We start from the raw sequence: 18,977 nt of genomic DNA, 5'->3' as shown, positions 1-18,977 counted from the left end.
TAGATTGTAAACCTCTGCCTATGCGGCAAAGGGAGGGAATAAAGTGTCAGAAGTTCGTGTAAAAGAAAATGAGTCTCTCGACAGCGCGCTCAGAAGATTTAAAAGATCTTGTGTTAAGTCCGGTGTGTTGGCTGAGGTTCGCAAAAGAGAACACTATGAAAAGCCTTCTGTAAGACGGAAAAAGAAGTCTGAGGCTGCACGGAAACGCAAATATAGATAAGTGTTTGTAAGAAAGAAAAAGCGGGCGTAGGCTCGCTTTTTCGTTTATTTCGGGAGGATGTTATGTCTGTTTTTCAACCGAACGTCATTTTAAAAGATGTCACGCGCATTGATCAGGCATTTTTGCGCGCAAACGGCTTAAAAGGACTGATCCTTGATGTGGATAACACACTAACACTCCACAACAGCCAGATGCTGCGTGCCGATGTACAGGCGTGGATTTCTGCAATGAAAGAAAGCGATATCCGGCTTATCATTGTGTCGAACAACTATCCGGAACGAGTCGCACCGTTTGCAAAAAATCTCGGACTTGATTTTGTTGCACCCGGCTATAAACCGCTGACAATCGGGTTTTCCAAAGCACAGAAAGCGCTCGGTCTGCCTGTACAGGAGATTGGCGTCGTCGGTGATCAGATTTATACCGACATTGTGGGCGGCAATTTAAAAGGCATGTTCACGGTGCTTGTTTGTCCGATGCTTGAGGAAACCGGCGTGACATTTAAAGTTCGGCGTACGCTTGAAACGATTCACATCCGCGCGTATTACAGAAAACGCGCACTTTTAAAACCGTATCAATCCAAATGGGAGATGAAGCAAAAATGACAGAAGCATTAAAAAAACTGATGAGCCGTCTGCCCGATGATGTGGACGGTGCAATGATTACTTCCGACTTAAACCGCCGGTATCTGACGGGAATGAAGTCTTCGGCAGGCACATTGCTGTTCACCCGCGAACACGCACAGTTCATTATTGACTCGCGTTATATCGAAAAAGCACAGAAAGTCATCACCGATTTTCCGGTATTGCTGCAGGGAAATCTGTGCGAGCAGGCTGCGGCATTTTTCGCAGAGGAAAAGGCAAGCCGTATTGCTGTGGAAACCGAGACAATGACGCTTTCGGATTACCATCGTTATGCGGAGAAAATGCCGTCGCTTACACTGCTTGCCGACGACCGGCTGAGCAATGAAGTGAATCTGCTGCGTTCGTTTAAATCCCCGCAGGAAGTCGAGGCAATCAAACGCGCACAGGCAATCACCGACGACACGTTTTCGCATATTCTTTCGTATATCAAACCGGGTGTGAGCGAACGCGACATTGCACTCGAGATGGAATATCATATGAGAAAGCAGGGCGCTTCGGGACTGGCATTTGAAACGATTGCTGTTTCGGGTGTCAACAGCTCGATGCCGCACGGTGTGCCGACCGACAAAAAAGTGGAAGCCGGCGACTTTATCACAATGGATTTCGGCGCTTCCTATGACGGTTATTGCAGTGATATGACCCGTACTGTTGCAGTCGGCTTTGTGACCGATAAACAGCGTCATGTCTATGATACCGTGCTTACCGCGCATTTGATGGCGGCAGAGGCAGCAGCACCGGGCAAAACATATGCTGAGATTGACAAAATTGCACGCGATTACATTGACCAAAACGGCTATGCAGGCAAATTCGGCCACGGACTCGGCCATTCGCTTGGTCTGTTCATCCATGAAGAGCCGCGTTTTTCGCCTGCCTGCACAGAGATCATCAAGCCGGGCGTCATCATGACGGTTGAGCCGGGCATTTATCTTCCGGGCGAATTCGGCGTGCGCATTGAGGATATGATCTTAATCACCGAAACCGGTGCAGAGGGACTCACCCACAGCAAAAAAGAACTCATTATCCTGTAAGAACGCAAAATTTTGATTTTTCCTATTGAAATTTTATGCAGGATACGGTAAACTATTGAATAGAACAAACTGACTTGTCATGTAACTTGGAGGTACATTTATGGTAACAGCAGGAGATTTCAGAAACGGCATGACTTTTGATATGGACGGCGACGTCTATCAGATCATCGAGTTTCAGCACGTAAAACCGGGAAAAGGCGCGGCTTTTGTCCGCACAAAAATCCGCAACGTCATCAGCGGTGCGGTAACCGACAAAACCTTTAACCCGACCGATAAATTCCCGACTGCATACATTGAGCGTCGTGAGATGCAGTATCTGTATCAGGATGGCGACCTGTACTACTTCATGGACAATGAAACATATGAGCAGGAGCCGATCGATTCCCACAAACTGGGCGATAATTTCAAATTCGTAAAAGAGAACATGGAGTGCAAAATCCTGTCCTACAAAGGCAATGTCTTCGGTGTTGAGCCGCCGACCTTTGTTGAACTCGAAGTTGCACACACAGAGCCGGGTGTCAAAGGCGACACTGCAACAAACGCAACCAAACCGGCAACTCTGGAAACCGGTGCAGAAATCCGCGTTCCGCTGTTCATCAATGAGGGTGAAATGATCCGCATTGACACCAGAACCGGCGAATACATGGAGCGCGCATAAGTCGTTTCTTTTTGGAAATCATCAAAATAAGAAAGGATGAATCACATGAGCATGGGCGAAAGCGTTTCTTATCTGAAAGGTCTTGCAGAAGGCCTGAATATCGACAAATCGACAAGCGAAGGCAAATTGCTGCTCGCGATTGTTGACGTTCTCGATGACATGGCAGCAGAAATTGCTGAGATCGAAGAAGCTGCAGATGAGCAGGCAGAACTGCTTGACATCATCGATGAAGATCTGGGTTCCTTGGAAGAGGATTTTTACGGCGACGAAGACGAGGACGACGATGAAGATTGCTGCGACGGCGATCTTTATGAAGTGACCTGTCCGAACTGCGGCGACGAAATCTATCTCGACGAGGACATGCTGCTCGAAGGCAACACCAATTGCCCGAACTGCGGCGAAAAACTGGAGTTTGATTTTGACGGCTGCGACTGCGGCTGTGAAGATGACGAAGATTGCGGCTGTGGCTGCGGTTGTGAGCACTAATCAAATTCACATTCTGATTTTGTAGAAAAATCTGTTTCAGGGCGGAGTGAAAGTCTCCACTGGTGGTGATCGGAAATGATTCCGTAAGTCCGCGAGCGCATCTGCGCAGAACTGGTGTGAATCCAGTACCAACGGTTACAGTCCGGATGAAAGAAATATGCAGAACAATTTGCATAAAAACGCCCGCAGTGTTTCTGCGGGCGTTTTTTCTGCACGATTCTCCCAAAGAACAGATCTCTCTAAATATTTTTATTTTGAAGGAGGATGTTCAAAATGGGACATCAGCAAGGAACAATCGCAAACACACAAACAGGAAAAATGGCACTCAAAACAATCACAAAAGTGGCGGTTCTCAGCGCGATTTCGGTGATCGTTATGCTGTTCGAGATTCCGCTTCCGTTCGCACCCGGGTTTTACAAGGTGGATTTGAGTGAAGTCGTTGTCATGATCGGTACGCTTGCAATGGGTGTGGTACCCGGCATTTTTATTGAGCTTATTAAGGTGCTTTTAAACCTGCTCATTAACGGTACGATCACCGCAGGCGTCGGCGAACTCGCGAACTTCGTGATCGGATGCTCGTATATCGTGCCGGCGGCGCTCATTTACCGCCACCGCAAAACGCTCAAAACCGCAATCGTGGGAATGAGTGTCGGTACAGTGAGCATTACGATCGTGGGTGCACTGATGAATCTGTTTGTACTGCTTCCGGCGTATTCGGCGCTCGCAGGTATGCCGCTTGACACACTTGTTGGCATGGGAACAGCAGTGAACCCTGCCATTACCAATGTGGCAACGCTCGTGCTGTTTGCAACAGTGCCGTTTAATCTCTTAAAAGGTGTGGTGTCATCGGTACTTGTACTGCTGCTCTACAAACGGCTGTCGCCGATTCTGCATCGATAATTTTTTACAAAGAAACAGGGATAATACCGCAAACGAGATACTATGTATATAGTATCTCATTTTTTTATTGCGGAGGTGGCGTTTTGCGAACGATACGCAGCAGCTCTTTTCTATATGGTTCGGCATTGCTTGGAATTTCGGTGGTGCTTGTCAAAATTCTCGGTGCGGTATTTAAAATTCCGCTTGCCGGCATTCTCCATGAAACAGGCATGGGCTATTTTACCTCCGCGTATACCATCTATACGGCAGTGTATGCGCTGGCAGTCAGCGGTCTTTGCACGGCGACCGCACGCGTCACAGCAGATTATGCTGCAAGAGGGTATCGGCTTTCTCCGGTGTTTCGTGCATCGATGATTTTGTTTTGTATCATCGGTATTTCCGGCAGTGTGCTTGCCGTTCTCTGTGCAAACCTGCTTGCCGGCATGATGGGCAGTCCGGACACATTTTATTCGATTCTTGCCGTAGCGCCTGCGATTTTATTTTGCTGTGTGATGGCGGCGTTTCGCGGCTATTATGAGGGACTTTCCGACATGAAGCCGACGGCTGTCACGCAGGTGATTGAAGCGGCAGTCAAGGTGCTGTGCGGATTGACGGGTGCGTTCTTGGTGATGCAGTATGCCAAAACCGCCTTTTTGGCGGGGGAACCGGTGTTCGGGACGGTGTGGAAAACATGGGAAGCGCTCGAACAGAATATGCTGCCGTTTGCCTCTGCGGCGGCAATGGCGGGTGTGTCGCTTTCGACAGCGGGCGGCTGCATTTATCTGTTTCTGCACCGGAAAAAACGAATGATCCCAAGAGGGAACAAACCAATCAAAACACGGAGCGTTTGCAAAATCCTATTAAGAACAGCCGCCCCGGTTGCTGTCGCGGCAGGATTGATGCAGCTTTGTGCGATGATCGATACACTGACGATTCAAACGCAGCTGATGATTGCCGAGCAAACGCCGGGGAATACACTTGCTGAGAAATTCGGCGCATATCTTGCGCCATCGGAGGAGCTGCATACCTTTTTGTACGGTGCGCTGATGAGCTGTATGACGCTGTTTCATTTGATTCCCGCATTTACCGCTGTGTTTTCAAAAAGTGCGCTTTCGTGTATTACGCGTGCATTTTCGGGCGGCAATCGGGAAGAGAAAAATCGCGCCATCCGAAATCTCTTTTTTATGACGTCACTTGTTTCAATGCCGGCCGTATTTGGACTCTGCTTTCTGGCAAAACCGCTGTTAACCCTTCTTTATCCATCGCTTCCGGGAATGGTCGAATCATGTGCACCTGTGCTGCCTGTTTTGGCGGTTTCATCGCTGTGTATGGCGTTTTTCGTTGCATCGCAAACGGTGATGCAGGCGGTGGGGAAACAGCAGGTTCTTTTGCCGGTGATTGCTGTCGGTGCAGTGGTAAAGCTTGTGTGCAATCTGTGGCTTGTGCGGCTGCCGCATGTACATATTATGGGCGCCGCTGTCGGAACATTGGCTTGCAATTTTTTGATGGTTTGGTATGGGCTTTTATCTGTTTGCCGTGTGACCGGCGGGTCGTATGCATTCCTGCGTGAAGCAAAAAAGCCGATGATATGCGGTTTTTTGTGCGGGATTTGCGCATTTTTTGCTGAGAAAGCTTTGACAAATGCATCGCAGAATAGTATAATTACTTTCGTCAGTATTGCGTGTGGCGCGGGAGTGTATGGCTTGTCGCTGCTTTTCTTGCGCGTATTTCGTCTGCCGACTGTTTTCTTTGGGCGAAAACACGCAGAAAAATCGAAAAATACTTGAATTCTCTTTGGTTATACTGTAGAATAGTCAAAGGCGTCCGGAAAGCAGGAACAGATCATGACGTTTAAGCAAAAACAATCATATGGCATAGAGGATTTGCGCGAGATTATGCGTGTGCTCCGCAGTGAAAGCGGATGCCCTTGGGACAGAGAGCAGACACATGCATCCATCCGCAAGGATTTCATTGAAGAAACATATGAAGCCATTGAGGCAATCGATCAAAATGATCCGGCAATGCTTCGCGAAGAACTCGGCGATGTACTGCTTCAGATTGTGTTCCATACACAGATGGAGGAAGAAGCCGGCACCTTTTCGTTTGATGATGTGGTCGATGAGATCTGCAAAAAGCTGATTATCCGTCATCCGCATGTATTCGGGGACGCACAGGTCAGTAATGTGTCCGATGTGCTTGACCAGTGGACACGGATCAAACAGGAAACCAAAGGACAAACGACGGCTTCCGAAACGCTGGATGCGGTACCAAAACAGCTGCCGGCGCTCATGCGTGCGCAAAAAGTGCAGGGACGCGCGAAAAAGGCAGGTTTTGATTATCCGGATGTTACGATGGCATTTGATGATTTAAAAAGCGAAGTCATCGAGCTTTCTGCTGCAATGGATGCGCAGGATGCGGATAACATCAAAGAAGAACTGGGCGATGTGCTGTTTGCCGCAGTAAATGTCGCGCGGCTCTGCGGTGAGGATGCCGAGGAGGCGCTGACCGGTTCGTGCAATAAGTTTATTGCCCGGTTTAAGCATGTGGAAGCGCTTGCCGCAGCGGAGCAGGTTGATTTGAAAACGGCTTCCATCGAAACACTGCTGACGCTTTGGAAAAAAGCCAAGCAACTGTAATGTCATTCAAAGGGATTTCCCTTCTGAATAATAAATTTTTTTAGCATGTTAAATTTATAGGAGGTACAACCATGACCAAAGTCGAACTGATTGCTGCTGTTGCAGAGAAAGCTGAGCTTTCCAAAAAAGATGCAGAGAAAGCTGTAAACGCAACGCTTGATGCAATTGCAGAAGGCATGAAAAACGACGGTAAAGTACAGCTCGTAGGTTTTGGTACGTTCGAAGTTCGCGAGCGTGCTGAGAGAAAAGGTTTGAACCCGGCTACCGGCGCAGAGATCACCATCGCTGCTTGCAAAGTTCCGGCATTCAAAGCTGGCAAACACCTGAAAGATTTTGTGAAATAATTGTTTGCAAACAAAGCTGATAGATCGTCCATTTTTCCGGGCGATCTATTTTGTTTTTAAAAAAGATTGGAGGAGAAGCCATGCGGCTTGATAAATATTTAAAAGTCACCCGGCTCATCAAACGCAGAACGATTGCAAACGAGGCGTGTGATGCTGGAAAAATTACAGTAAACGGCGTGGTAGCAAAGGCATCGTACCAGGTAAAAATCGGCGATATCATCGAGATTGTGCTCGGCACACGGAGCACAAAAGTGCAGGTGACTGCACTGAACGAGCACGCAAACAAAGAAAGTGCTGCACAAAACTTTGTTGTAATCGAAGAATAACAGACGATCTGCGCGCATAGGAATGAATAGTCCCATCTGATAAAGAGTTGATGAGGAGGTCATTGCGTGCAGGGAGAAATGACAAAACAGGCGCCGCATCATGTGGTGCTTGAAAACAGAAAAAAGCTGTCTGTTTCGGGTGTCAATGATATTGAAAGCTTTGACGAATCGCATGTGCTGCTGCATACAGTGCAGGGGTGTATGGATGTGCGGGGAAGCCGTCTGCATATCGGTGTGCTGGATGTGGAAACCGGAAATCTGTCGATTGACGGTATGGTGGAAGCGATCATATATCGTGATGAGGAAAAACGAAAACAGCGCATGTCCATTTGGGCGCGCATTTTTCGGTGATGATGCATATGGGCATGGGAACTGTGTTTTTATGGTACTGTGCTGCAGGCGGAATGCTTGGTGTGGTGTTTGATCTGTTCCGGCTCGGCAGGCGAATGATTCGTCATCCGAAAGCGGCTGTGATCGCTGAAGATCTTATGTTTGCGTTGGTGCTGTTTTGCATTTCGTTTTACGGTCTTGTGACAAAGACAAACGGTGTTTTTCGGTGGATCTTTCTCTTTGGAGAAGCGGCAGGCTTTTTTGTGTATCAGCTGACGATCAGCCGCTTTGTTTTGCGGTGGGCAGAATGGCTTTTGCGTATGATACTGCGCCTGATTGGTTGGATTGTCCGGCCGTTTTGGCGGTTTATCTGTTTTTGGGTGCGCAAAATTCATTTTTTGACAAAAAAACTGATTTTTTTTGCGAAAAACCGCTTTCATGGTCTTGCAAAACAAAAACAAAATGATGTATAATAAAACAGTACAAATTTGCTCAGGGAAGGATGTGAGGAGCGTGGCAAAAGGAAAGAAGAACAAAAAAAGCTTCATTTTTAAAGTTGCGTTTCTTGCATTTACATGTTATGTTGCTGTATCGTTTACGCTGATTCAAATTGATATTGCAAACAAGGAAAAACAGCTCGCGGATGCAAAGACACAGCTTGCTGAGCAAAAACTGATCAAATCGGAAATTATTGACGTTTTGAATTCCGGAGAGAATACCGAATATATCGCGAAAATCGCGCGCGAGAAACTTGGAATGGCGTATCCGGATGAAGAGGTCTTTGTAGATCCGAACCGGAAAGAATAGTCACAGGAGGATAATTGGGTTAATATGCCGCACGAAGTAGGTACAATTGTTGAGGGTAAGGTCACAGGAATCACAAAATTCGGTGCGTTTGTGGAGCTTGAAGACGGTGCAGTTGGAATGGTTCACATTTCTGAGGTTGCAAGAACGTATGTAAGCGATATTTCGGAGCATCTGAAAGAACAGCAAAAAGTCACAGTGAAAGTGCTCAACGTCAGCGATGACGGCAAAATCAGCCTTTCGATTAAACAGGCACTTCCGCAGCCGCAAAATCAAAACCGCGAGCATCGTTTTAATGGTGGTTCAAGACCGTCAGGAAACTTTAATCGTTCGGGCAATTCCCGTCAGAATAACGGAAACCGGCGTTTTTCCAATGAGCAGCGCCCATCTCCCCAGCAGCCGAAAGGCCCTGCTTCGTTCGAGGATATGCTGGCAAAATTTATGTCCTCAACAGACGAGAAGTTTTCGGATATGAAACAGCCGGAGCGCAGACGCCGCCCGCGCAAAAATTATAACGATTACGATTAAGCGATCAAACCGTCCTTTTCAGGACGGTTTTTTGTATCTCAGCAGGATTGTTTCGCGCCTGAAAATGTGGTATACTTTTAAGAAGCTTGATCGGCCAAAAAACAGGAACGCTTTTTCCTTTTTTTCATACAATAGAGTAAGCGCGTGTGAACGAACAAAGATGTTTTCGCGTGCGGTATGTTCGATTTGAAAAGGAGGATTTTTATGGCTGATCAAAAATTTGCAGGACAGCAGTCCGGCTGTTCAAACGGATTCAAAGAAGCCGTCTGCATCAATGCCGGCCGAATTTATGACAGCTGTTCCGACAAGGACTGCTTAGAAGATCTCCGGGTCTATTTTACGCCGCTCAACCAGTCGATTATTGACAATGCCACAGCGGTGAAATGTAAAAATGTGCAGGTATATACCGTACTTATGGACGTTGAACCGGTTCCATTCAACAAGGGCTTTTACTCTGTTGACATGACGTTTTACTTTTTGGTGCGCTTAGAAGCGATCGTTTCGCCGATGACCAAACCGGTGAAAGCAGAGGGCATCAGCGTATTCCAAAAGAAAGTGATTCTTTATGGCAGCGAAGGAAGTGTCAATCAGTTTACCTCAAATCGTTTGACGGTTAATAACGACAAGCACTGCTGCTGTGACGAGAATCTTCCGACGGCGAATTTGTCGGTTGTTGATCCGATTTGCCTTTCCTGCCGTCTTTGCGACGTTTCGGATTGCCAAAAGGAAGTCATGTTCACTTGTCCGGATGTGGTATCGAAGCTGTTTGACGATGAGTTTGACAAAGTCCGTCCTGCAAAAGTGGTCTGCATCAGCATCGGTCTGTTTTCGATTGTGCAGCTTGAGCGCAATGTGCAGATGATGGTGCCGGTGTATGACTTCTGCCTGCCGGATAAAGAGTGCGTGACATCCGCAGATGATCCGTGCGAGCTGTTTAAGAAAATCAAATTCCCGGTCAACGAATTCTTCCCGCCGAAGCTGGAAGACGTGGACTGTGACTGATCTGCGGCAAAAAGGAGAATAAAAAAGCGGCGCCGGAGTCTATGCTCCGCGCTGCCGTTTTTTAGGAAACAGGAGGACAACCCATATGAAAGTGACATTGATTTCCCACACCCCAAATCCAGAAAAGACGATTGCCTGTGCAGCAAAGCTTTGCTATGCAAATACAACCGTCGGCGAAGTATATGACGGATTGACGGATGAAAAAGCGGCTTCGTTTGTGGAGATGCTCGCTTCGTTTGGGCACGAAAGTCCGATTGAGCATGTAAGCTTTACGTTTGGCATTGAAGGCGTGTCGCGTGCACTGCTGGCGCAGATCACCCGTCACCGGATTGCGTCGTTCAGCGTGCAGAGTCAGCGATATGTGAACAAAGACGGCTTTTCGTACATTGTACCGCCGGAAATCGCAAAAAACGAAGCGGCAATGCGTGTGTATGAGCAGACGATGCAGGCAGATCTTGCGGCATATAACGAACTCACCCGCATCTTAAAGGAAACACATACCAAAACATTTTTGGATGAAGGAATGGACGAAAAAGAAGCTGCAAAAAAGGCGGAGAAAAAAGCGATTGAAGACGCACGGTTTGTACTGCCGAATGCATGTGATACCCAGATGATCGTTACAATGAACGCGCGCAGCCTGTATAATTTCTTTAAGCACCGCTGCTGCAACCGTGCGCAGTGGGAAATCAAAGCGCTTGCTGACGAAATGCTGCGGCTTGTCTGCGAAGTGGCGCCGACATTGTTTAAAACGGCAGGCCCTGCTTGTTATGCAGGTGCATGCACTGAAGGTGGTATGACCTGCGGACATGCCAAAGAAATGCGCGCATTTTATAAAGAACTTCATGAAGCGGCACAGGGGGAGAACAGCAAATGAGCGGAAAGCTGATTGTCATTGACGGACTGGACGGTTCGGGAAAATCGACGCAGGCAAAACGTGTTGCCGATGCGCTCACGCAAAAAGGAATCAAAAATATGCTGATTTCATTTCCCGATTATGAAAAACCGTCCTCTGCTTTGGTTAAAATGTATTTAAGCGGTGCATTTTCGGAAAATGCAAATGATGTGAATGCGTATGCGGCATCGAGTTTTTACGCGGTGGATCGGTACGCAAGCTATATGACGGTATGGCGTTCGTTTTATGAAGCGGGCGGTGTGGTGATTGCCACACGGTATGTGAGCTCGAATGCGATTCACCAGATGTGCAAGCTGCCGAATACGGAATGGGACAGCTATCTTTCGTGGCTTTCCGATTTTGAATATGAAAAACTGGGCTTGCCGCGTCCTGACCGGATTTTGTTTTTGGACATGCCGCGCGACGTTGCGGACCGGCTCATTGAATCGCGTTACGGCGGCGACATGAGCAAAAAGGATATTCACGAGAAAAATACAGCCTATCTGCGTCAATGCGAGCAAACGGCCGCATATGCCGCGCAAAAGGAGAACTGGACAGTGATTTCGTGTGCACAAGCGGGTGCACCTCGCCCTCAGGAAGAAATCACCGCGGAACTTTTAGAGAAAATAATCGGAGATCTTTCATGTTAACCTTTGAAACCATAACGATTCAAGATCGTGACTGGATCAAAACCATCAATCAAACAGCGCCTCATGCATCCTGCGAGTATTGCTTTGGCAATTTATTTATTTGGCAGGATATGTATCACACGCAGATTTGCCGAATCGGCGGCTATTATACTGCCTCATTTCAAACGGAAAGCGGAACGTCGTTTCTGTTTCCGATCGGAACCGGCGCGTTAAAGCCGGTGATTGATGAAATGTTACTGCACTGCGGCGAACAAGGCATTCCTTTTAAAATGCACAGTATGGAAGAACAGGATAAGGCGGCTTTGATGCAGGCGTTTCCCGGGAAATTTTTGATTTCTCACTGCCGGGATTATGACGACTACGTGTATGATGTTGCGGCGCTCACATCTCTTTCCGGGAAAAAATATCATGGCAAGCGCAATCATTTGGCGCGGTTTTATGAGCAGAACTGGTCGTTTGAACCGATTGGAACGCAGAATATTGCGGAATGTTTGGCGATGCAAGCACGATGGCTTGCACAAAAGCAGAATGATCCCGCGCTGCTTCATGAACAAAAGGCACTGTTCCGTGCGTTTTCAAATTGGGAAGCGCTTGGCTTTTTCGGCGGACTTTTGCGGGTGAACGGTGAGGTGTGTGCGTATACGATCGCGGAAGAATTAAACGCGGAGACGGTCGTGATTCATTTTGAAAAAGCGGATACGCAGATTCCCGGTGTGTATGCGGCAATCAACCGGGAGTTTTTGGCACGGTGCTGTCAGAAATACCGGTTTGTTAACAGAGAAGATGACGTGGGCATCGAAGGATTGCGGCGCGCAAAGCTTTCGTATCATCCGATCGCTCTTGTTTCAAAATACGAGGTGAGTGCATGACGGACATTTTGATGCGTCGGCTGCAAAACGAAGATTGGCCGCAGGTCCGTTCCCTTTGGATGGAAGCATTTGCAGACAGCGAAGATGTAACAAACGCTTTTTTGCAGGAAATTCGGCTTGAGGAAACAGGATTTGGTGCATTCACCATGACAGGTGCGCTTGTGTCCATGATGTTTTTGATTCCTGCGGAGCTTTATGTGCAGGATCAGATCGCACCTTGCCGGTATGTCTATGCAGTTGCGACAGCAAAAAACGAGCGGAACAAAGGCTTGATGCGTCGGCTTCACGCTTTTGCAGCAACTGAGGCAAAGGCAGCCGGTGCGACTGCACTTTTGCTTGTACCGGCCGAGAAGTCGCTGTTTTCGCTGTATCAAACGCTCGGCTATCGTACACGTTTTTTCCTGGGAGAGCAGCAGGTCGTGTGCACATACAATGATGCGGTGACGCTTGCACCGTGTTCACCGGAACAATTTTTGTGTATGCGTGAAGAACTGATTCATTCTCATGCAATTTCGTTTGATTTTTCGCATGAATTTCGGTCAATGCGATATCCGCTGATGAAAAAGACAGGTGCTTCCTTTTGGATGGTACAGGGTACCGTGCCACAGGGATATCTGTGCACAGAGCAGCGAGCGGAAGAATGTGTTGTACTCGAAACGAATCTTGTTGGGCAGTCACTTTCGGATGCATGCGGCGCATTGGCGAAACAGATCGGATGCCGGCGGATTTTGGTTGTCGGAACAACGGGAAAAGTGACGCCATATGGGATGATTTTGCCGTTTTTTTCGTCAAAATCAGAAAAAATCCCGTTTTTCATTGACGCATATATGAATTTGATGTTAAACTAAAAGTGAATATCATGGAAGTTTGGTTTGATACCGTGGGGAGGAACGAAAATGATCTATGTATTTCTTGCAGATGGATTTGAAGAGATTGAAGCGCTCACACCGGTCGATTTTCTGCGCCGATGCGAGCTTCCGGTTTGCACCGTCGGTGTAACGGGCGCGCAGGTGAAAGGATCGCACGGCATTGTGGTGAAAGCGGACTGTTTGCCGGAGGAAATCAATCCGCAGGATGCGCAGATGATTGTTTTGCCCGGCGGTATGCCCGGTACCTTAAATCTTGAAAAATCGCAGGCAGTACAGGATATGATTTCTTACTGCGTTGAAAACGAGATTCCGATCGGCGCGATTTGCGCAGCACCTTCGATTCTTGGCCACCGCGGGCTGCTTGCCGGAAAACGTGCCACCTGCTTTTCGGGATTTGAGAGTGAACTCTTGGGTGCAAATGTCACCGGTGCACCGGTGGAAGTTGACGGAATGTTTGTGACATCGCGCGGCGCCGGTGTTGCGAATACATTTGCTTTTGCGCTTGCTGCACTGCTGTTGGGAGAAGCGCGGGCACAAACACTCAAGGACAGTCTGTTATGCGAAAAATAGTCGATATCCGTCCGATCAAACGGGAGCTTCGGGCGAAATACCGCCGGATTCGCGAACGGATGAATGCGGCACAGAAAAAAGAATGGGATCATATGATTTTTTGCCGGCTTGTGGAAGCGCCGTTTTATAAGCGGGCAAAAACGCTTTTTTGTTTTGTGTCTACAGCGATTGAAGTGGATACGATTGCGATTTTAAAACAGGCATTTGCAGACAACAAAACGGTTGCTGTTCCAAAATGTATGGATCGAAACGGCCATATGGAGTTTTTCATCATTCACAGCTTGGACGAACTCAAGGAAGATATGTTCGGCCTTTTAGAGCCTGATCCTGCGCAGTGTGAAAAGGCAACGGATTTTACCGATGCACTTTGCATTCTGCCGGCGTTTGCGTTTGATACGGAAGGGTTCCGGATTGGATTTGGAAAAGGATATTATGATCGGTTTTTACAGCGGTTTTCCGGTGTAAAAGCGGGCATTTGTTATAATAATTGCATGACAAGCAGTTTGCCGCACGGAAGATATGATGTGCCGGCTGACTTTGTTGTCACGCCCAAATACATTCTTACAGTAAAAAAACAGGAGGAGCAGTCGCATGACTGAAGAGGAAAAACAAACAAACAAATCATTCGAGTCAGATGCGATTCATGCGTCTGATGCTGAGGATTTGAATGAAGATGCAGAAAAACAGGCACCGCAGGAGAGCAAAACGATTGCCGAACGCCGTGTGCACGCGTTTAAACTGCATGCAGGCAAGGAAATCGAGGAAATCCCCGAATATACGCTGGCGAATGAAGATCCGAAAAAGATCCGCACAAAACGGCGCCGCAGTGCATGGATTCGTGTGACACTCGGTATTGTGATTGTTGCACTGACCGGTCTTTTGTCATACGGTATTTTGTTTGGTGTACAGGATATGTCGGGCTTTGGAAAAGCGGACAGTGCAGTCACCATCGAAATTCCGCAAAATGCCGGAACCGAAAAGGTCGCCTCCATTCTCGAAGAAGCAGGTATCGTCAAATCGGGTATGCTGTTTCGTGTGTATTACAAACTGACCAAGCCGGTCGGTTCGTTTCATGCCGGTGTGTACACATTAAACACAAGTATGTCGTACAGCACGATTTTATCGGAACTGTTTAAATATGCTTCATCGAAAGAAGAAGTTCAGGTACAGTTCCCGGAAGGTGCAACGATCTATCAGATGGCTAAAAAGCTTGAGGAAAGCGGTGTTTGCTCTGCGCAGGAGTTTTTGACCGCGGCAGATACGGTTTCGATTGATTTGCCGTTTGTTTCGGAACTTGAGAAAAACGAGCTCGAATATCATCCGTTGGAAGGATATCTGTTCCCGGATACGTATATGTTTTATAAAAACGACAATCCTGCAAATGTCATTAAAAAAATGATGTCGACATTTGAAACGAAAGTGCTGACTGAGGAGAACAAAGCGCGGGTGCAGGAACTTGGTCTTTCTTTGGAAGATACGATTGCGCTGGCATCTATCGTACAGCAAGAGGGCAACAGCGAGGAGAGCATGGCAATGGTTTCTTCGGTGTACCACAACCGTTTAAATGATGCTGAGACATTCCCGCTGCTTCAGGCAGACCCGACGCGTGTGTACGGCAGAGAACTGCGCACACAGATGGCGGATAACGTGAACGAGGAAATTATCACGGCATATGATACGTATCAGTCGGAAGGATTGCCGCCGGGACCGATTTGCAATCCTGGTGTTCAGGCGATTACAGCCACACTGTATCCGGAATCGACAGAGTACTATTACTTCTGCACCAATCTCCAGACCGGAAAATTCTATTATGCAAAAACACTTGCACAGCACGAGAAAAATCTGGCTTTGGCAGGACTGAAATAACAAACAGGCGAGCAAATCATCCGCAATGCGGATGATTTGTTTTATGAAGGAGGAAAACAGAATGATTTGTACGAAAATTCCCGAAGTATTGGCACCTGCCGGCGACTTTGAACGGTTAAAAGCAGCGGTCACATACGGCGCGGATGCAGTATATCTGGCGGGCAAGCAGTTTGGCATGCGCGCATCACAAACAAATTTTGATGAAGAATCACTTGTTCGTGCGGTTGAATATTGTCACGCGCACGGTGTGCGCGTGTATTTGACGGTGAATGTGTTGCCGCGCAACGAGGAAATTGATGCACTTCCGCCGTATCTTTGTCAGGCGGCAGAAGCGGGCGTTGATGCAATGATCGTTTCGGATCTCGGAACGCTTTCGCTCGTCAAACGTGTCATTCCGCAGATGGAAATTCACATTTCGACACAGACGGGTATCGTCAACTATGAAACGGCAAACGTGCTGTATGAAATGGGAGCAAAGCGTGTCGTGCTCGCACGTGAGCTTTCTCTGCGCGAAATTGCCGAGATTCGCAGACGGACGCCGCCGGAACTTGAAATTGAGGCGTTTGTGCATGGCGCAATGTGTATGTCGTTTTCCGGCCGCTGTGTCATTTCGAACTATCTGACCGGACGTGATGCAAACCGCGGTGAATGTGCACAGCCGTGCCGCTGGGGTTATCATTTGATGGAAGAAAAACGCCCGGGACTCTATTTCCCGGTGTTTGAAGACGAAAAGGGAAGCTATATTTTAAATGCAAAGGATCTTTGCATGATTGAATATATCGATGCGCTGGCTGAAGCGGGAATTACAAGTTTTAAAATCGAGGGACGTGCAAAATCGTCTTACTATGTTTCCGTCGTGACGAATGCATACCGGATTGCAGTGGATGATTATCTGCGCGATCCTGCGCATTTCTCGCTTCGCCCGTGGCTTTTGGAAGAAGTCACCAAAGTAAGCCACCGTCAGTACAGCACAGGGTTCTATTTCGGCACACCGGAGCAATATTATCAAAATGGCGGATATATCCGCGAGTATGATATTGTGGCGCTTGTGTCAGGCTATGAGGACGGCAGACTGCTTCTGACGCAAAAGAATAAGTTCTGTGCAGGCGATACGGTCGAAGTGCTCGAGCCGGGCAAAGAACCGGTTTCGTTTGTCGTTTCCGACATGAAAAACGCAGAAGGCGAGCCGATTGATGCGGCATGCCATCCGGAAATGACACTGTCCGTTTCGTTTGATCGTCCGCTTGCCGTTGCATCAGTTGTGCGTAAAGCAAAATGAATCATGTGATTTCTCACCTTGCAGAGCACCACGGCATTCATCTGAATGAACAGCAGCAAACGGCTGTGTGCACGGATGCGGCACATGTGCTGCTTCTAGCGGTGCCCGGTTCGGGCAAAACAACGGTCATGACAGCGCATATTGCATACGTATTGGAAGAACAGCAGGCGCGTCCTGAGCAGATTCTCACACTCACGTTCAGCCGCGAAACGGCACGCGATATGAATGCGCGGTATGAAAAGCTGTTCGGTGAAAATAAAGCACTTTCGTTTTCCACCATTCACAGCTTTTGTTTTCGGGTACTGCGTCGGTTTGCCGCGCAGTATGACCGGACTGTACCGACGCTCATCGGTGCAGGAGAGGGCACATCGGCACAGAAATATCAGGTGTTGCGTGAAACGATCCGCCACTGCACAGGTGAGTTTCCCGATGAAGAAATGATCGGCGAAATTGAGCGGGTCATCGGCTGTGTGAAAAATCGGATGATTTCGCCTGAAACGGTGCAGTTTTCGCCGGTAGAGCCCGAAGTGTTTGCACGGATTTACGGGGAAGTGCAGCGCGTGTACAAAGAAAACGGCTGGATGGATTTTGATGATATGCTCGTGCTTTGTCACGATATTCTTAAGCGATTTCCGTCGATTTGCCGCTGGTTTCAGCAGAAATACCGCGTGATTTGCGTGGACGAAGCGCAGGACACGTCGCTTTTGCAGCATGAGATTATCAGGATTTTGACAAACGGCGGTGCAAAGCTGTTTTTGGTCGGCGATGAGGATCAGAGCATTTACTCGTTCCGTGGTGCAAGCCCGAAAGAACTGCTCGGCTTTCAAACGGTGTATCCGGATGCGGTGATTTTAAAAATGGAGGAAAATCATCGCTCGAACAGTGATATTGTGGCGATCGCCGATGCATTTATCAAACAAAACAGTGCACGGTATGAAAAACATATGGTGACGCGCAATCAGGATACCGATTCTGTTCAGGTGATCTCGCTTTCGGACTATGATTTGCAGTATGAAACGATCTTGTCGATTATCCGCCAGAAGCATCCGGATGAAACACTTGCGGTGCTCTATAAAAACAATGAATCCTGCATTGCGCTCGTTGACTTGTTTTTGCGGCAAGGCATTTCGTATCGCTGCCGAGAGTCAAATGCCGTCTTTTTTCATTCGACTGTGGTGCGTGACATTTTGGCGTTTTTCCGATTGGCAGTTGATCCGTGTGATATCGATGCGTTTTCGCAGATTTATTATAAAATGGGCTGCTCGAAAGTGATGCTGGAAGCTGCCAAACACGATACCGCCAGAGGACAGACGGTTTTTGACAGTATTCTGTCGCTTTCTTCTGTTTCGAAAGGACGCCGGCGGATGATTCTTCGGTATCAGACAGTGCTTTCAAAGCTGCCGCTCATGCGCTGCGGCGAAGCGATTGACGCCATCCGCACAAAGCTTGGATATGATGATTTTATTGCAAAGCGTATGAGCGGATTTATGCAGGTAAGCACGTATCAGAAGCTGAGTGCGCTCTCGCTGATTGCCGAACGTCTTCGAAGCATCTTTGAGCTGTCCAGACGGCTCTCTGAGCTTGAAGCATTTATGCAGGAGGGCGCTTCGGATGATACGTCGGGCGTATTGCTTTCGACGATTCATTCGTGCAAAGGTATGGAGTTTGACACGGTGATTCTGCTTGATATGCTTTCGGATGTACTGCCGTCTTATCATGCGGTTTCGTTAAAACGCGAAGGCGACGTGAGCGAATACGAAGATGAGGTGCGGCTTTTTTATGTGGCGATGACACGTGCAAAACGAAAGCTGATCGCCTTTTTAAGCACACGGTTAAATGGTGCGGATGCCGCGCCGAGTCCGTTTGTCAAGGCACTTTTACCGCAAGAACCAAAGCAAACCGGTCACACAGAGGTGAAAACGATGGTGCGCGGCACGGAGATTGTGCATAAAACGTTCGGAAAAGGAACGGTTCTTGACGAAAATGACGGAATTATTTTCGTACAATTTGAATGCGGAATCAAAAGACTCAGTGTTTCGGCATGTACAGAAAGAAATTTGTTGATTTAACACAACATTCATTTACGTTTATTGACAAACC

General features: G+C 47.9%; 24 protein-coding genes and 1 riboswitch. All 24 genes read left to right on the top strand.

The window, feature by feature from the left end:
- Window positions 1–43: 43 nt before the first annotated feature.
- The 24 genes from rpsU (at window position 44) to H6A12_RS05270 (ending at window position 18,946) form a co-directional block, all read left to right on the top strand.
- Window positions 44–220: a 30S ribosomal protein S21 gene (gene rpsU / locus H6A12_RS05385; RefSeq protein ID WP_204445609.1), complete on the top strand. Its 177-nt coding sequence runs from the start codon at window positions 44–46 to the stop codon at window positions 218–220.
- A 62-nt stretch (window positions 221–282) separates the two neighbouring features.
- Entirely contained in the window at window positions 283–822 is a 540-nt protein-coding gene (locus tag H6A12_RS05380; RefSeq protein ID WP_204445607.1) for a YqeG family HAD IIIA-type phosphatase, read from the top strand.
- On the top strand, window positions 819–1,889 hold the full coding sequence (locus tag H6A12_RS05375; RefSeq protein ID WP_204445606.1) for a M24 family metallopeptidase: 1,071 nt from the start codon (window positions 819–821) through the stop codon (window positions 1,887–1,889). Before H6A12_RS05380 ends, H6A12_RS05375 begins: the two co-directional genes overlap by 4 nt.
- 100 nt (window positions 1,890–1,989) lie before the next feature.
- Window positions 1,990–2,547 (top strand): elongation factor P, encoded by a 558-nt coding sequence (gene efp / locus H6A12_RS05370; RefSeq protein ID WP_204445605.1) that lies wholly within the window; start codon window positions 1,990–1,992, stop codon window positions 2,545–2,547.
- Window positions 2,548–2,592: 45 nt separating this feature from the next.
- Window positions 2,593–3,033, top strand: coding sequence for a CD1247 N-terminal domain-containing protein (locus H6A12_RS05365; RefSeq protein WP_204445604.1), 441 nt, complete (start codon window positions 2,593–2,595; stop codon window positions 3,031–3,033).
- Window positions 3,034–3,061: 28 nt separating this feature from the next.
- Window positions 3,062–3,195, top strand: a riboswitch (FMN riboswitch).
- 111 nt (window positions 3,196–3,306) lie between these two features.
- On the top strand, window positions 3,307–3,933 hold the full coding sequence (locus H6A12_RS05360) for an ECF transporter S component (protein ID WP_204445603.1): 627 nt from the start codon (window positions 3,307–3,309) through the stop codon (window positions 3,931–3,933).
- An 83-nt stretch (window positions 3,934–4,016) separates the two neighbouring features.
- Window positions 4,017–5,699, top strand: coding sequence for a polysaccharide biosynthesis protein (locus H6A12_RS05355; protein WP_204445602.1), 1,683 nt, complete (start codon window positions 4,017–4,019; stop codon window positions 5,697–5,699).
- Between the two features lie 57 nt (window positions 5,700–5,756).
- Window positions 5,757–6,548, top strand: a complete 792-nt coding sequence (gene mazG / locus H6A12_RS05350; RefSeq protein WP_204445599.1) for a nucleoside triphosphate pyrophosphohydrolase — start codon at window positions 5,757–5,759, stop codon at window positions 6,546–6,548.
- 71 nt (window positions 6,549–6,619) lie between these two features.
- Window positions 6,620–6,892 carry an HU family DNA-binding protein gene (locus tag H6A12_RS05345; protein WP_204445597.1) on the top strand — a complete coding sequence of 91 codons (273 nt, stop codon included), beginning with the start codon at window positions 6,620–6,622 and terminating at the stop codon, window positions 6,890–6,892.
- 80 nt (window positions 6,893–6,972) lie between these two features.
- A complete protein-coding gene (locus tag H6A12_RS05340; RefSeq protein ID WP_204445595.1) occupies window positions 6,973–7,218 on the top strand; it encodes an RNA-binding S4 domain-containing protein in 246 nt (81 codons plus the stop codon).
- 66 nt (window positions 7,219–7,284) lie between these two features.
- Complete coding sequence (yabP, locus tag H6A12_RS05335; RefSeq protein ID WP_204445592.1) at window positions 7,285–7,569, top strand: sporulation protein YabP; 285 nt, start codon at window positions 7,285–7,287, stop codon at window positions 7,567–7,569.
- An 8-nt stretch (window positions 7,570–7,577) separates the two neighbouring features.
- Window positions 7,578–8,021, top strand: coding sequence for a spore cortex biosynthesis protein YabQ (gene yabQ / locus H6A12_RS05330; protein WP_204445590.1), 444 nt, complete (start codon window positions 7,578–7,580; stop codon window positions 8,019–8,021).
- A gap of 40 nt (window positions 8,022–8,061) precedes the next feature.
- Complete coding sequence (locus tag H6A12_RS05325) at window positions 8,062–8,355, top strand: FtsB family cell division protein (protein WP_204445589.1); 294 nt, start codon at window positions 8,062–8,064, stop codon at window positions 8,353–8,355.
- A gap of 24 nt (window positions 8,356–8,379) precedes the next feature.
- Complete coding sequence (locus H6A12_RS05320; RefSeq protein ID WP_204445588.1) at window positions 8,380–8,880, top strand: S1 RNA-binding domain-containing protein; 501 nt, start codon at window positions 8,380–8,382, stop codon at window positions 8,878–8,880.
- Window positions 8,881–9,084: 204 nt separating this feature from the next.
- Window positions 9,085–9,882 carry a hypothetical protein gene (locus tag H6A12_RS05315; RefSeq protein WP_204445587.1) on the top strand — a complete coding sequence of 266 codons (798 nt, stop codon included), beginning with the start codon at window positions 9,085–9,087 and terminating at the stop codon, window positions 9,880–9,882.
- Window positions 9,883–9,967: 85 nt separating this feature from the next.
- Window positions 9,968–10,756, top strand: a complete 789-nt coding sequence (gene thyX, locus H6A12_RS05310) for an FAD-dependent thymidylate synthase (protein ID WP_204445586.1) — start codon at window positions 9,968–9,970, stop codon at window positions 10,754–10,756.
- A complete protein-coding gene (locus H6A12_RS05305) occupies window positions 10,753–11,424 on the top strand; it encodes a dTMP kinase (protein ID WP_204445584.1) in 672 nt (223 codons plus the stop codon). Before thyX ends, H6A12_RS05305 begins: the two co-directional genes overlap by 4 nt.
- Window positions 11,418–12,293 (top strand): DUF2156 domain-containing protein, encoded by an 876-nt coding sequence (locus H6A12_RS05300; RefSeq protein ID WP_204445582.1) that lies wholly within the window; start codon window positions 11,418–11,420, stop codon window positions 12,291–12,293. Before H6A12_RS05305 ends, H6A12_RS05300 begins: the two co-directional genes overlap by 7 nt.
- Entirely contained in the window at window positions 12,290–13,141 is an 852-nt protein-coding gene (locus H6A12_RS05295) for a GNAT family N-acetyltransferase (RefSeq protein ID WP_204445580.1), read from the top strand. The genes H6A12_RS05300 and H6A12_RS05295 overlap by 4 nt, the downstream gene beginning before the upstream one ends.
- Before the next feature lie 48 nt (window positions 13,142–13,189).
- Entirely contained in the window at window positions 13,190–13,732 is a 543-nt protein-coding gene (locus tag H6A12_RS05290; RefSeq protein WP_204445578.1) for a DJ-1 family glyoxalase III, read from the top strand.
- Entirely contained in the window at window positions 13,720–14,331 is a 612-nt protein-coding gene (locus tag H6A12_RS05285) for a 5-formyltetrahydrofolate cyclo-ligase (protein WP_204445575.1), read from the top strand. The genes H6A12_RS05290 and H6A12_RS05285 overlap by 13 nt, the downstream gene beginning before the upstream one ends.
- Window positions 14,324–15,598 carry an endolytic transglycosylase MltG gene (gene mltG / locus H6A12_RS05280; RefSeq protein WP_204445573.1) on the top strand — a complete coding sequence of 425 codons (1,275 nt, stop codon included), beginning with the start codon at window positions 14,324–14,326 and terminating at the stop codon, window positions 15,596–15,598. Before H6A12_RS05285 ends, mltG begins: the two co-directional genes overlap by 8 nt.
- A gap of 61 nt (window positions 15,599–15,659) precedes the next feature.
- The gene (locus H6A12_RS05275; protein WP_204445570.1) at window positions 15,660–16,877 is read left to right on the top strand and encodes a peptidase U32 family protein; all 1,218 of its coding nucleotides are present in this window, start codon (window positions 15,660–15,662) and stop codon (window positions 16,875–16,877) included.
- Entirely contained in the window at window positions 16,874–18,946 is a 2,073-nt protein-coding gene (locus H6A12_RS05270; protein ID WP_204445568.1) for an ATP-dependent helicase, read from the top strand. The genes H6A12_RS05275 and H6A12_RS05270 overlap by 4 nt, the downstream gene beginning before the upstream one ends.
- The last annotated feature ends 31 nt before the right edge of the window (window positions 18,947–18,977 follow it).

This window comes from Merdimmobilis hominis, from assembly GCF_016901855.1.
Taxonomy (GTDB): Bacteria; Bacillota; Clostridia; order Oscillospirales; family Ruminococcaceae; genus Paludihabitans.
The sequence above is the reverse complement of the archived record's forward strand: the minus strand, read 5'-3'. Positions and strand labels throughout refer to the sequence as shown.

Bases quoted from the DNA above. Each gene is read 5' to 3' on its own strand.
- H6A12_RS05305 (WP_204445584.1), top strand. From the start codon at position 10,753: ATGAGCGGAAAGCTGATTGTCATTGACGGACTGGACGGTTCGGGAAAA.
- yabQ (WP_204445590.1), top strand. From the start codon at position 7,578: ATGGGCATGGGAACTGTGTTTTTATGGTACTGTGCTGCAGGCGGAATG.
- H6A12_RS05380 (WP_204445607.1), top strand. From the start codon at position 283: ATGTCTGTTTTTCAACCGAACGTCATTTTAAAAGATGTCACGCGCATT.
- H6A12_RS05285 (WP_204445575.1), top strand. From the start codon at position 13,720: ATGCGAAAAATAGTCGATATCCGTCCGATCAAACGGGAGCTTCGGGCG.
- H6A12_RS05315 (WP_204445587.1), top strand. From the start codon at position 9,085: ATGGCTGATCAAAAATTTGCAGGACAGCAGTCCGGCTGTTCAAACGGA.
- H6A12_RS05300 (WP_204445582.1), top strand. From the start codon at position 11,418: ATGTTAACCTTTGAAACCATAACGATTCAAGATCGTGACTGGATCAAA.
- H6A12_RS05375 (WP_204445606.1), top strand. From the start codon at position 819: ATGACAGAAGCATTAAAAAAACTGATGAGCCGTCTGCCCGATGATGTG.
- thyX (WP_204445586.1), top strand. From the start codon at position 9,968: ATGAAAGTGACATTGATTTCCCACACCCCAAATCCAGAAAAGACGATT.
- H6A12_RS05295 (WP_204445580.1), top strand. From the start codon at position 12,290: ATGACGGACATTTTGATGCGTCGGCTGCAAAACGAAGATTGGCCGCAG.
- efp (WP_204445605.1), top strand. From the start codon at position 1,990: ATGGTAACAGCAGGAGATTTCAGAAACGGCATGACTTTTGATATGGAC.
- H6A12_RS05320 (WP_204445588.1), top strand. From the start codon at position 8,380: ATGCCGCACGAAGTAGGTACAATTGTTGAGGGTAAGGTCACAGGAATC.
- mazG (WP_204445599.1), top strand. From the start codon at position 5,757: ATGACGTTTAAGCAAAAACAATCATATGGCATAGAGGATTTGCGCGAG.
- H6A12_RS05360 (WP_204445603.1), top strand. From the start codon at position 3,307: ATGGGACATCAGCAAGGAACAATCGCAAACACACAAACAGGAAAAATG.
- H6A12_RS05290 (WP_204445578.1), top strand. From the start codon at position 13,190: ATGATCTATGTATTTCTTGCAGATGGATTTGAAGAGATTGAAGCGCTC.
- H6A12_RS05275 (WP_204445570.1), top strand. From the start codon at position 15,660: ATGATTTGTACGAAAATTCCCGAAGTATTGGCACCTGCCGGCGACTTT.
- H6A12_RS05345 (WP_204445597.1), top strand. From the start codon at position 6,620: ATGACCAAAGTCGAACTGATTGCTGCTGTTGCAGAGAAAGCTGAGCTT.
- H6A12_RS05270 (WP_204445568.1), top strand. From the start codon at position 16,874: ATGAATCATGTGATTTCTCACCTTGCAGAGCACCACGGCATTCATCTG.
- H6A12_RS05365 (WP_204445604.1), top strand. From the start codon at position 2,593: ATGAGCATGGGCGAAAGCGTTTCTTATCTGAAAGGTCTTGCAGAAGGC.
- H6A12_RS05340 (WP_204445595.1), top strand. From the start codon at position 6,973: ATGCGGCTTGATAAATATTTAAAAGTCACCCGGCTCATCAAACGCAGA.
- mltG (WP_204445573.1), top strand. From the start codon at position 14,324: ATGACTGAAGAGGAAAAACAAACAAACAAATCATTCGAGTCAGATGCG.